11 protein-coding genes are annotated in these 11,651 nt (G+C 64.9%); 5 read left to right on the forward strand and 6 right to left on the reverse strand.

All coding sequences use genetic code 11. The features are described from left to right. Positions 1-22: 22 nt before the first annotated feature. From ACWPM1_RS02935 to ACWPM1_RS02950, 4 genes are read left to right on the forward strand one after another with little or no spacing between them, the layout of a single operon-like run. On the forward strand, positions 23-457 hold the full coding sequence (locus tag ACWPM1_RS02935; protein ID WP_455693345.1) for a c-type cytochrome: 435 nt from the start codon (positions 23-25) through the stop codon (positions 455-457). Beyond that, a complete protein-coding gene (locus tag ACWPM1_RS02940) occupies positions 457-2,232 on the forward strand; it encodes a cation:proton antiporter domain-containing protein (protein ID WP_455693346.1) in 1,776 nt (591 codons plus the stop codon). The genes ACWPM1_RS02935 and ACWPM1_RS02940 overlap by 1 nt, the downstream gene beginning before the upstream one ends. A gap of 53 nt (positions 2,233-2,285) precedes the next feature. Then, on the forward strand, positions 2,286-3,620 hold the full coding sequence (locus tag ACWPM1_RS02945) for a cation:proton antiporter (RefSeq protein ID WP_455693347.1): 1,335 nt from the start codon (positions 2,286-2,288) through the stop codon (positions 3,618-3,620). 52 nt (positions 3,621-3,672) lie between these two features. Beyond that, a complete protein-coding gene (locus ACWPM1_RS02950) occupies positions 3,673-4,269 on the forward strand; it encodes a phosphatase PAP2 family protein (RefSeq protein WP_455693348.1) in 597 nt (198 codons plus the stop codon). Positions 4,270-4,349: 80 nt separating this feature from the next. On the opposite strand, the gene rplL is transcribed toward ACWPM1_RS02950, so the two are convergent. From rplL to ACWPM1_RS02980, 6 genes are all read right to left on the reverse strand, one after another. Further along, the gene (gene rplL / locus ACWPM1_RS02955; protein WP_455693349.1) at positions 4,350-4,730 is read right to left on the reverse strand and encodes a 50S ribosomal protein L7/L12; all 381 of its coding nucleotides are present in this window, start codon (positions 4,728-4,730) and stop codon (positions 4,350-4,352) included. Positions 4,731-4,795: 65 nt separating this feature from the next. Further along, positions 4,796-5,311, reverse strand: a complete 516-nt coding sequence (gene rplJ / locus ACWPM1_RS02960) for a 50S ribosomal protein L10 (protein ID WP_455693350.1) — start codon at positions 5,309-5,311, stop codon at positions 4,796-4,798. Between the two features lie 311 nt (positions 5,312-5,622). Then, positions 5,623-5,967 (reverse strand): hypothetical protein, encoded by a 345-nt coding sequence (locus ACWPM1_RS02965; protein ID WP_455693351.1) that lies wholly within the window; start codon positions 5,965-5,967, stop codon positions 5,623-5,625. A gap of 136 nt (positions 5,968-6,103) precedes the next feature. Further along, positions 6,104-6,325, reverse strand: a complete 222-nt coding sequence (locus ACWPM1_RS02970) for a helix-turn-helix domain-containing protein (RefSeq protein WP_455693352.1) — start codon at positions 6,323-6,325, stop codon at positions 6,104-6,106. Further along, positions 6,325-6,861 (reverse strand): DUF2975 domain-containing protein, encoded by a 537-nt coding sequence (locus ACWPM1_RS02975; protein WP_455693353.1) that lies wholly within the window; start codon positions 6,859-6,861, stop codon positions 6,325-6,327. Before ACWPM1_RS02975 ends, ACWPM1_RS02970 begins: the two co-directional genes overlap by 1 nt. 26 nt (positions 6,862-6,887) lie before the next feature. After that, positions 6,888-7,016, reverse strand: a complete 129-nt coding sequence (locus tag ACWPM1_RS02980) for a hypothetical protein (RefSeq protein ID WP_455693354.1) — start codon at positions 7,014-7,016, stop codon at positions 6,888-6,890. A 396-nt stretch (positions 7,017-7,412) separates the two neighbouring features. On the opposite strand from ACWPM1_RS02980, the gene rpoB reads away from it, so the two are divergent. Next, the gene (gene rpoB / locus ACWPM1_RS02985; RefSeq protein ID WP_455693355.1) at positions 7,413-11,603 is read left to right on the forward strand and encodes a DNA-directed RNA polymerase subunit beta; all 4,191 of its coding nucleotides are present in this window, start codon (positions 7,413-7,415) and stop codon (positions 11,601-11,603) included. The last annotated feature ends 48 nt before the right edge of the window (positions 11,604-11,651 follow it).

Raw genomic sequence — 11,651 nt, forward strand, 5'->3', positions numbered from 1 at the left:
GCGCCTGTGGGAGTTGCCGCCGATGTTCAAATCCGCCTTTCCCCTGGCATGTGTGATGGCTCTGGCCGGTTGCGGCCAGGCGGCGACCGAAAGCGACAACCCGCAAATCGATCCGGCGGCGGCTCCGCCGAGCGAGGCGGTGGCAGCCGCACCGTCCGCCGCGACCGCCGCCGCTCCGGCCTCATTCGTCCAATGCAAGACCTGCCATTCGGTCGAGCCGGGCCGCAACCTCATCGGGCCCTCGCTGGCGGGAATCCATGGCAAGCCCGCGGGTTCGGTGCAAGGCTACGCCTATAGCGCGGCCATGAAGGGCTCCGGGCTCGTGTGGGACGACGCCACGCTCGACCGCTTCCTCGACACCCCGATGAAGACCGTGCCGGGCACCAAGATGGTCTACCCCGGGCTCAAGGACCCTGCCAAGCGCGCCGAAGTCGTCGCTTACCTCAAGACGATCTGATGGATCATTCCGCCGCCTCGCTGTTCCTGCGCGACGGGGTGGTGATGCTGGGCTTTGCGCTTGGCTTCGTGCTGCTCTTTCGGCGCCTCGGGCTCGGCGCCACCCTGGGATACCTCGTAGCGGGCGCAGTCATCGGCCCGCAGGTGCTCGACCTCACGGGTGATGCCGAGGGCAAGATCGCGTTCGCCGAAATGGGGATCGTGCTGCTGCTCTTCATCGTCGGGCTCGAGCTCGCGCCTGCCCGGCTGTGGCGAATGCGCAAGGAGATCTTCGGACTCGGCCTCGCGCAGGTCTTGCTGTGCGGCGCGGCGCTCACCGTGGCGATCGGCCTGGCGACCGGCTTCAGTTGGGCCGCGGCGCTGGCGATCGGCCTGCCGCTGGCCCTTTCGTCCACCGCGCAGGTGCTGCCGATGCTGCAGTCGGCAGGACGTCTTCGCACGCCATTCGGCGAGCGAGCGTTCTCGGTGCTGCTGTTCCAGGACCTCGCGCTGATTCCGATGATCACGGTGATCGCCGCGTTGAGCCGCAATCCCGCGCAGGCGGAAGGCCCGCCGGGATGGCAGACTGTCCTCCTTACCGTCGGGGCGATCGCGGGGCTCATCCTGGCCGGACGCTTCCTGATCCGCCCGCTGTTTCGCCTCATCGGAGGGCTCGGCGAGCGCGAGATGTTCATTGTCGCCGCGCTGTTCACAGTCGCCGCCTGCGCCGCGACCATGGAGCTACTCGGCCTGTCGACCGCATTGGGCGCCTTCATCGCCGGCGTCATGCTCGCCGACACGCCCTTTCGGCACGAGCTCGAGACCGACGTCGAGCCCTTCCGCTCGATCCTCCTGGGGCTGTTTTTCCTGGCGGTCGGGATGATGCTCGACCTGGGCGCCATCGCCGAACGGCCCGTGTTCGTCCTCGCCGGCGCGCTCGGCCTCATCGCGATCAAGGCCGCGGTGATCGGCGGGCTGGGCATGCTCATGGGCATGGGCTGGCGCGGCTCGCTCGCCCTCGGCCTGCTCCTCAGCCAGGGCGGCGAGTTCGGCTTCGTCCTGTTCGCCCAGGCGCAGGCGGGGCTACTGATCGACCCGGAAGCCGCCAGCCTGTTCGGCGCCATCGTTACGCTGTCGATGGCGACCACGCCCTTCCTGATGATGCTGACCGCGCCGCTCCGGCAGGCGCCGCAGACCACGGAACGGCGCGAAGGCCCCCAGAGCGACGGCGCGGCGGCACTCGTCGTCGGCTACGGGCGGTTCGGGCAGACCGTGTCGCAAATGCTGATGGCGAACAACATCGCGGTGACGATGGTCGATACCGACACCGAAATGATCGACGTTGCCGGCCAGTTCGGCAGCAAAGTCTATTTCGGAGACGGGACCCGCATAGACTTGCTTCGCCAAGCCGGTGCGAGCGAAGCCGACGTGATCCTGTTCTGCCTCGACGGCCAGCAACTCTCCCCCGAGTTGCTGACGGCGGTGCGCGAAGCGTTTCCCCGTCCAAAGATCTTCCTGCGGGCCTACGACCGCCGCACGCTCATCGACTTGCGCGATGCGCCGTACGACTTCGCGGTGCGCGAGGTCATGGAATCGGCGGTGCAAATGGGACGCGCCGCGCTCGAAGCCATGGGCGATTCGGTGGCGGCGATCGACGATACCGAAGATCATTACCGCAAGACCGACCTCGGGCGTCTCGAGGTCCAACGCGAAGCGGGCGATTACCGGGCCGCCCGCGAAATGGTCATCCGCCAGCAGCCCCGACGGTCGCGGCCAAGGCCGATGGGCGGAACATAATCTGGGTTACAACCGTCTGACTTCCGCGCCGAAGGGCAACGGAGAAACTGACGATGCTGCCGGTGCTGTCGGAGGCCGCGACGATCGCCGCTCAGGCGCCCACCGTCGGAAAGTGGTATTTCGAAATCCTGTTCGGGCTGGGCGCGCTCATCCTGCTCGTCGCCTGGCTGCCGATCGCTTTGCAGCGGATGGCGCTTTCGCTCCCCATCGTCTGCGTGCTGATCGGCATTGCGATCTTCACCTGGACCCCGCTCGCGCAATGGGCGCCGCATCCCGAGAATGCGCCGACCCTCGTCGAGCGCTCGACGGAACTCATTGTGATAGTCTCGCTGATGGGCGCCGGCCTCAAGCTCAGCCGCACCATCGGCTGGTCGAGCTGGGCGGCGACCTGGCGCCTGCTCGGCATCGCCATGCCGCTGACCATAGTGCTGGTGATGGCGCTCGGCCATTACCTGCTCGGGCTGGGCCTAGCCACCGCGCTACTGCTTGGCGGCGCGCTGGCGCCCACGGACCCGGTGCTGGCCGGCGACGTCCAGATCGAGCACGACCAGGACGAGAGAGAAGCTGAGGCCAAGTTCGCGCTGACCAGCGAGGCGGGCCTCAACGATGCTCTCGCGTTTCCTTTCGTCCACCTGGCGATCGCCATCGCCACCGTCGGCGGCCTGACCGCCGGGATCGCGAAAGAATGGCTCCTGATGGCCGTCCTGTGGAAGATCCTTGCCGGGGCCGGGATGGGGGCGGCAATCGGCTGGCTCATCGGCTGGATGACCTATCGCCTGCCGGCCGGCACGCGCCTGTCGCGCACCGGCGACGGGTTCATCGCGCTGGGCGTTACCTTCCTCGCCTATACCGCCACCGAGTTCGTTCATGGTTACGGCTTCCTGGCGGTGTTCGTGGCCGGCCTGATGATCCGCAGGGCCGCGCACGGCAACGAGTTCAATCGCAAGCTGCATGACTTCGCTGACGAGGCCGAGCGGCTGCTGATGATGTTTATGCTGGTCATGTTCGGCGGGATGATCGCCGGCGGTCTGTTGGCCGACATCGGTTGGGAGGAGGCCGCGTTCGCCGCTGCGATGCTGCTGGTCATCCGGCCGGTCGCGGGCTGGATAAGCCTGATCGGCTTCGCGCGTCCCCGGTTCGAGAGGGGGGTCATCGCCTTCTTCGGCATCCGTGGCCTCGGTTCGGTGTACTACCTCAGCTATGGCTTCAATCACGGCACGTTCGACTACGAATACAGCTTGTGGGGTACCCTCGGGCTGATCATCGCCGCCTCGATCTTGATGCACGGTGTACTGGTGACCCCGGCGTTCGACCGACTCGGCAAGAAGCACGCGTTCAACCGGGTGTGGCCGCCCTTGGCTTCCCCTCCGCCGGTCGAGCCCCGGTGAGGATCGCCGCGCTTTATCCGGCACCTTCCATGCCGGCACGGGTTGGTGGCGCATGAGTGCGAAGAGAAAGGCCGAAAAGCTGGCAGCGCCCGTGTTCGGATTCGACCGCCGTGCCCGAAAGGCATTGCTGCCCTATCGCGACCACCCGCTGGCCAAGGGATTGTCATGGTTCAGCCAGGCCGGCGACCAATTGCAGCTGCGCCTTCTGAGCGGAGGAGTGTTGCTGCTCGGCCTCGCGCGCCGGGACTCTTCCCTGGTCCGCGCCTCGCTGCGGATGGCACTGGCCCATGAAATGGGCACGTTCACCAAGGACCAGCTCAAGGAGCGGGTGATCCGCAGCCGGCCGCGCAGCGCCAGCGGGAAACCCGTAAAGCCGCGCAAGGGGCATGACACGGCCAAGGAGGAATCCAGTTTTCCATCCGGTCATGCGGGTGGGGCCTTTGCCGCAGCCGGTGGCTTCGCGGCGGAGTTTCCCGCCTATGCCGGTTGGTCGCACGGCGCTGCAGCGGCGATCGGGCTCGCTCGTTTGCCCCGCAACGCCCATTACCCGACCGACATAGTCGCGGGCGCGCTGGTCGGTGCGGTGTCCGCCGCGCTGGTCAATGCGTTGTGGGCCGTCGCCAGCCGGACGCTTCGCCCCGCGCGGTAGGCCGCACACGCGAAAAGGGCGACCCATCGCTGGGTCGCCCTTCGCTGGTCTCGCGAAGAGACGAGGATCGTAAGCGAAGCTTACTTGATCTCGACGGTGCCGCCGGCTTCCTCGATCTTCTTCTTGATCTCTTCGGCCTCTGCCTTGTTGACGCCTTCCTTGATCGCCTTCGGGGCGCTCTCGACGAGGGTCTTGGCCTCGGTCAGGCCCAGCGCGGTGATCGCGCGGACTTCCTTGATGACCTGGATCTTCTTGCCGCCGTCACCGGTCAGGATGACGTCGAATTCGGTCTGCTCTTCGGCAGCCGGACCGGCGTCGCCACCACCGGCGGCAGGAGCCGCAACGGCAACGGCAGCGGCGGCGCTGACGCCCCACGCTTCTTCGAGCGCCTTGGCAAGCTCGGCGGCTTCCAGGACGGTAAGGGTCGAAAGGTCTTCAACAAGCTTGGCGATATCGGCCATGATGTTTCACTCCGTAATTGGGCTGGGGCAGCTGCCCCGGGAATCTTGCTTCAGGGAAAAACCGCTTATGCCGCTTCCTTGGCTGCGTAGGCTCCAAAGACTCGGGCGAGCTTGCTTGCCGGGGCGTTGACCAGCTGCACCACCTTGGTGGCAGGTGCATTGACCAGGCCGATAAGCTTCGCGCGCAGCTCGTCGAGGCTGGGCATCGAGGCGAGCGCCTTGATCCCTTCCGCGTCGAGCACCAGGGCGCCCATCGATCCACCGACGATTTCGAGCTTGTCGTTCGTCTTGGCGAAATCCACCGCGGCCTTCGCCGCCGCCACCGGGTCGGTCGACCAGGCGAGGCCCGTGGGACCGGACAGGAAATCGTCCAGACCCATATAGGGGGTATCGTTGAGGGCGATCCGGGTAAGACGGTTCTTCGCCACCTTGTAGGTCGCACCGGCGTCGCGCATCTTCGTACGCAGGGCGGTGGACTGGCCCACCGTCATGCCGAGGTTGCGGGTGACTACCACCACGCCGACCTCGTTGAAGACTTTGCTCAGCTCGGCGACCGCGTCGGCTTTCTGCGAACGATCCATGCCTTGCTCCTTCACTTGATCGCTCAGCGGATGCTGGGCGATCGGCTCACATTGCCACGAACGCCGAAGCGCGAGTGGGCGGGTCCATCGATGGGGAAGGAGCGGTGCCATACACCGTGAACAGGCATGGCCTTGGCCAACCTGCGAAAAATCTCGTTTCCCCGCCTAGGTTGCGAATTAAGAGGGAAGCCCTCAGCAACTGTCTCGGACGGACGCCCGGGAATCTCTCGCAAATGCAAAGAGGCCCGCCGGACGGGGCGGGCCTCTAGAGTAATGCACCGGCAAGTCAAGCCGGTGGCGTATTGGTAGCCTTAGCGCTTGGCGTCGCGCTCCTTCTGAAGAGCCTTAGCCTGCGCCTCGAGGCGATCGGCCTCGGCTTCATTAACGTCTTCCACCGCATCGGCGCGTTCCTCGAGATCCTCGGCGGTCTCGTCGGCGACTTCCGCTTCCTGCGCATCGGACATCCCGCTTCCGGCGGTCGTGGCGGTGGTGCCCGGCGTGGTATCGGTCGGGCCGACCGCACTGGTGTCGGTGGCCATGGCGTCGTCAGTCGCGGTCGCCGTGGTGGCATCGCCTTCGGCGGCCTCGCGGTCTCCGCCGCAAGCGGCGAGCGTCAGCGCGAAGGGCATCGCGGCGATAATAGCAATCTTCTTCATGGTTTAATCTCCATCAGGATTGCCACTAAATCGCCACATTCCCACATAGTTCCCGCCGGACCTGCTTGCGCGGGCCCGGCGGGCAACCCCGGCTAGGGGGAGAGTGACCCGGGAATCAGGCCGGGGCGGTTTAAGTCTAAGGCCGGTAGGCGAGCAGTTCCCCCGGCTGGCAATCCAGTTCGCGGCAGATCGCCTCGAGCGTGGAGAAGCGGATTGCCTTGGCCTTGCCGGTCTTGAGGATTGACAGGTTGGCGATTGTAAGGCCCACACGCTCTGCCAGTTCGGTGAGAGTCATCCGGCGGGCGTGCAGCAGGTCGTCGAGCGTGACCACGATGCTGGTTCCTTCTTCTGCTGGCATCACACCGTCCCCTCGAGGTCTTCCCGCATGGCGGCGCCGAGACGGAACACGCGAGCGAGGATGAACAGGACCAGCGGCATCAACAGGCTGCCGCCGAGATCGAAATCGGTGCTGACGTCGGCGTGAGCTTCCTTGGCGACGCTAGCCAACCACATCACCATTGCGCCGACGGGGAGCGTGGCAACGTAGGCGCCCAGGCTGATCCACGCCATGCGGTTGAGCCGGACGGCATTGATCGGCGCGAACGGATCGCCTTCGCCCACGCTGTCGATGATCCGAAGCAAGAGGCGCAGGAACCATATTGCCAGGGCCATCAGGCCGGCAACCGCGAGCAGGACCATGACGATCACGAAGGTAACTTCGCTGCCGACCTGGACGCCTTCCTTCACGAGTTCCGCCACGACCGTGGCGTTGTTGAAAGCGACGAACGGTGTGGCGACCAGCATGGCCGCGCCAACGAAGCCGAGCACGATGATGAAGAACCACGTAAGAACGCGCGCGATGGCGAGCAGCGGATCCTTGGGACGTATCGTCATGAATGTATTCCCTCTTAGGATTTTGCTTAGGCGAGGACGTAGCCGGTCGGCGACGGACGCGTGGCACCGGGCATTACGAGCGTTTGCTGGAATGTCAGGCCGGTCAGCACCAAGGCGAAAACCAGGGCGGTGAGATTGGAAGCGGTACGGGACATTTCTCGATCTCCAATAAGGTTGATGCCGATTATCGATAAGCACCCGGCGTGTTATCGTCAATCGATAAATATCGAAAAACGATAAATCAATGATCGATAAACGAAAAATCGCTTGGACAGAGCGACCGCAGAGCCGGATTTACGCTCAAGCGGCGTTTGACTCGCGCGAGTCGCAATCCTATATCGCTGCCCGAACGCACGCTTCGAGCAAGACTGGTCCATGCGCGGGGACCTGCCTACGAATGGAAGCGGCGCTCTCATAATCGCGATGCAGAAACCTGTAGCCGGCGGCCGGAAGCGGTTCGTCATGCGCTGCGGGCTTTTCGCGTCCCGGTTTCCCTCTCGTGCGAATTTGGACAGCCGCGCTGCGCGGCGACGATAAGGCGAACTATCTCCATGGCGACCAAGGCGAAGGCTCCGGCTCCGACCCGCAACACGCAGACAGGTACCGCGAAGAAGCGCATTCGACGCATTTTCGGCGACATCCATGAAGTCGTGCAGATGCCGAACCTGATCGAGGTTCAGCGCGAGAGCTACGAGCAGTTCCTTCGCTCGGACAAGAGCACCGGCTACGTGTCGGGGCTCGAGAAGACCCTGCGCAGCGTGTTCCCCATCCGCGATTTCGCCGGAACCGCCGAGCTCGACTTCGTTCACTACGAACTCGAAGACCCCAAGTACGACACAGTAGAGTGCCGTCAGCGCGGCATCACCTATGCCGCGCCGATGAAGGTTACGCTTCGCCTCATCGTGTTCGAAGTCGACACCGAGACCGAGACCCGCAGCGTCCTCGATATCAAGGAGCAGGACGTCTACATGGGCGACATGCCGTTGATGACGCACAACGGCACCTTCATCATCAACGGCACCGAGCGCGTCATCGTCAGCCAGATGCACCGTTCGCCCGGTGTGCTGTTCGACCACGACCGCGGCAAGACCCACTCATCGGGCAAGTTGCTGTTCGCCGCGCGCGTGATCCCCTATCGCGGCTCGTGGCTCGACTTCGAGTTCGACGCCAAGGACATCGTCAACGTCCGCATCGACCGCAAGCGCAAGCTGCCGGTCACCGCGCTGCTCTATGCGCTCGGCCTGTCTGGCGAAGAGATCCTCGCCCACTTCTACGAGACCGTCGCCTGGCAGCGCGTGTCCGGCAAGAACGGCGACGGCTGGAAGATTCCCTACAGCCCCGATGCATGGCGCGGTTCAAAGCCCGCGTTCGCGCTGGTCGATGCCAAGACCGGCGAGGAAGTATTCCCCGCCGGCACCAAGATCAGCCCGCGCGCCGCCAACAAGGCGGCCAAGGACGGCCTTACGGAGCTGTTGATCCCGACCGAGGAAATCTTCGGCCGCTTTGCCGCGAACGACCTCATCGACGAGAAGACCGGTCGCATCTGGATCGAGGCGGGCGATGAAGTCAGCCCCGAAAACCTCGAGGCGCTCGACAAGGCGGGTGTCGATCGGCTCGAGCTGCTCGACATCGACGACGTCAACACCGGCCCCTGGATCCGCAACACCCTCCAGGTCGACAAGGCCGAGAACCGCGACGAAGGCCTCGAGGCGATCTACAAGGTCATGCGGCCCGGCGAACCGCCGACCAAGGAAACCGCGGAAGCGCTGTTTGAAGGCCTGTTCTTCGACAGTGAGCGCTACGACCTGTCCGCCGTCGGCCGCGTCAAGCTCAACATGCGCCTGGGCCTCGACGCCGAGGACACCGTGACCACCCTGCGCAAGGAAGACATCCTCGCGGTGGTGAAGGAGCTCGTCGGGCTCAAGGACGGTAAGGGCGAAGTCGACGACATCGATAACCTCGGCAACCGCCGGGTGCGTTCGGTCGGCGAGCTCTTGGAAAACCAGTACCGCGTCGGCCTGCTGCGCATGGAGCGCGCGGTGAAGGAGCGGATGAGCTCGGTCGACGTCTCGACCGTGATGCCGAACGATTTGATCAACGCCAAGCCGGCGGTGGCCGCGGTGCGCGAGTTCTTCGGTTCGAGCCAGCTTTCGCAGTTCATGGACCAGACCAACCCGCTTTCCGAAGTGACGCACAAGCGCCGCGTCTCGGCATTGGGGCCGGGCGGTCTCACGCGTGAGCGCGCCGGCTTCGAGGTGCGCGACGTGCACCCGACGCACTACGGCCGCATCTGCCCGATCGAAACGCCCGAAGGCCCGAACATCGGCCTGATCAACTCGCTGTCGACCTTCGCCCGCGTAAACAAGTATGGCTTCATCGAGACGCCGTATCGCCAGGTGATCGACGGCAAGGTGACCGGCGACGTCAAGTACCTGTCGGCGATGGAAGAGCAGAAGCATGCGGTGGCGCAGGCTTCGGCGGAAACCAATGCGGACGGTTCTTTCGTCGAAGACCTCGTCTCGGCGCGCCAGAGCGGCGAATTCGTGATGCTGCCCAACGAGCAGATCACGCTGATGGACGTCAGCCCCAAGCAGCTCGTTTCGGTCGCTGCGTCGCTCATTCCCTTCCTGGAGAACGACGACGCCAACCGGGCGCTAATGGGTTCGAACATGCAGCGCCAGGCGGTGCCGCTGATCCAGGCCGAAGCACCTTTCGTGGGCACCGGCATGGAAGAAACGGTGGCGCGTGACAGCGGCGCGGCGATTACTGCCAGCCGCGGCGGCGTGGTCGACCAGGTCGACGCGACGCGTATCGTCATCCGCGCGATCGGCGACGTGGAAGCGGGCCAGTCCGGGGTCGATATCTATCGCCTCCAGAAGTTCGAGCGTTCGAACCAGTCGACCTGCATCAACCAGCGCCCGCTGGTGAAAGTCGGGGACACGGTCGAGACCGGCGACATCATTGCCGACGGTCCGTCTACCGAGTTCGGCGAGCTCGCGTTGGGCCGCAACAGCCTCGTCGCGTTCATGCCGTGGAACGGCTACAACTACGAGGACTCGATCCTGATCTCCGAACGCATCGTGAAAGACGACGTGTTCACCTCGATCCACATCGAGGAATTCGAGGTCATGGCCCGCGACACCAAGCTTGGGCCCGAGGACATCACGCGCGACATCCCCAACGTCGGTGAGGAAGCCCTTCGCAACCTCGACGAAGCGGGCATCGTCTACATCGGCGCGGAAGTGCACCCGGGCGACATCCTCGTCGGCAAGATCACGCCGAAGGGCGAGAGCCCGATGACGCCGGAGGAAAAGCTCCTCCGCGCGATCTTCGGCGAGAAGGCCAGCGACGTGCGGGACACCTCGCTTCGCCTGCCGCCGGGGGTGACCGGGACGATCGTCGACGTCCGCGTGTTCAACCGCCACGGCATCGAGGTCGATGACCGTACGCGCGCGATCCAGAACCAGGAGATCGAGGCGCTCCGCAAGGACAGCCAGGACGAGCGTTCTATCCTCAACCGGGCCACTTACAACCGGCTGCGCGAAATGCTTGTCGGCCAAGTGGTCAGCGCGGCCCCCAAGGGGGTCAAGAAGGGCGAGACGATCACTGAAGAGTTGCTCGAAGGCATCGAGCGCTTCGAATGGTTCAAGTTCGCCGTGGCCGACGACAGCCGCCAGGCGCAGATCGAGGCGATCAAGGGCCAGTACGACGAGGCCGTAAAGGTCATCGACGACCGGTTCGAAGACCGCCGCGAGAAGCTCGAGCGGGGCGACGAGCTTGCGCCGGGCGTGCTCAAGATGGTCAAGGTCTTCGTCGCGGTGAAGCGCAAGCTGCAGCCGGGCGACAAGATGGCCGGCCGTCACGGCAACAAGGGCGTCATCAGCCGCATCCTGCCGGCCGAGGACATGCCGTTCATGGAAGACGGCACCCCGGTCGACATCGTGCTCAATCCGCTGGGCGTGCCGTCGCGCATGAACGTGGGGCAGATCTTCGAGACGCACCTTGGCCTAGCGGCTCGCGGACTCGGACAGCAGGTTACCGCGGCGCTCGAGGAGTGGCGCGAGGCCAATCCCGATCCCAAGGCGGCCAAGGCGCCGACCGCGGTGATCGAGAAGCTGAAGGACGTCTACGGCGAGCAGTATCACGCCGACATCGAGAGCCGTTCGGCCGAAGACATCGTGGAAATGGCGGGGACGCTCAAGAACGGCGTGCCGTTCGGTACCCCGGTGTTCGACGGTGCCCGCGAGGCCGACGTTTCGGCGATGCTCGAGAAGGCGGGGCTCCCCACTTCGGGCCAGGTGACGCTCTACGACGGGCGCACGGGCGACGCTTTCGACCGGCAGGTGACCGTGGGCTACATCTACATGCTGAAGCTCCACCACCTCGTCGACGACAAGATCCACGCGCGTTCGATCGGCCCCTACAGCCTCGTCACGCAGCAACCGCTGGGCGGTAAGGCGCAGTTCGGCGGCCAGCGTTTCGGCGAGATGGAGGTCTGGGCGCTCCAGGCCTATGGCGCCGCCTACACGTTGCAGGAGATGCTAACCGTGAAGTCGGACGACGTCGTCGGCCGGCAGAAGGTCTACGAGGCGATCGTCAAGGGTGACGACACGTTCGAGGCCGGCATCCCGGAGAGCTTCAACGTGCTCGTCAAGGAAATGCGCTCGCTCGGCCTCAACGTCGAACTGTCCTCGCTCGATGTGGGCGAAGACGGCGAACCGCTGGCCGAGGCGGCGGAATAACGGGGCGGGGCTTCGGCCCCTCCCATCCGCCCCACAGAATTCACCCGT

The organism is Tsuneonella sp. HG249 (assembly GCF_053819205.1).

Excerpts from the sequence above, each read along its gene's own strand:
- rplL (WP_455693349.1), bottom strand. The coding sequence starts at position 4,730 with ATGGCCGATATCGCCAAGCTTGTTGAAGACCTTTCGACCCTTACCGTC.
- ACWPM1_RS02980 (WP_455693354.1), bottom strand. The coding sequence starts at position 7,016 with ATGTCCCGTACCGCTTCCAATCTCACCGCCCTGGTTTTCGCCTTGGTG.
- ACWPM1_RS02965 (WP_455693351.1), bottom strand. The coding sequence starts at position 5,967 with ATGAAGAAGATTGCTATTATCGCCGCGATGCCCTTCGCGCTGACGCTC.
- ACWPM1_RS02935 (WP_455693345.1), top strand. The coding sequence starts at position 23 with ATGTTCAAATCCGCCTTTCCCCTGGCATGTGTGATGGCTCTGGCCGGT.
- ACWPM1_RS02940 (WP_455693346.1), top strand. The coding sequence starts at position 457 with ATGGATCATTCCGCCGCCTCGCTGTTCCTGCGCGACGGGGTGGTGATG.
- rplJ (WP_455693350.1), bottom strand. The coding sequence starts at position 5,311 with ATGGATCGTTCGCAGAAAGCCGACGCGGTCGCCGAGCTGAGCAAAGTC.
- ACWPM1_RS02970 (WP_455693352.1), bottom strand. The coding sequence starts at position 6,325 with ATGCCAGCAGAAGAAGGAACCAGCATCGTGGTCACGCTCGACGACCTG.
- rpoB (WP_455693355.1), top strand. The coding sequence starts at position 7,413 with ATGGCGACCAAGGCGAAGGCTCCGGCTCCGACCCGCAACACGCAGACA.
- ACWPM1_RS02975 (WP_455693353.1), bottom strand. The coding sequence starts at position 6,861 with ATGACGATACGTCCCAAGGATCCGCTGCTCGCCATCGCGCGCGTTCTT.
- ACWPM1_RS02950 (WP_455693348.1), top strand. The coding sequence starts at position 3,673 with ATGAGTGCGAAGAGAAAGGCCGAAAAGCTGGCAGCGCCCGTGTTCGGA.
- ACWPM1_RS02945 (WP_455693347.1), top strand. The coding sequence starts at position 2,286 with ATGCTGCCGGTGCTGTCGGAGGCCGCGACGATCGCCGCTCAGGCGCCC.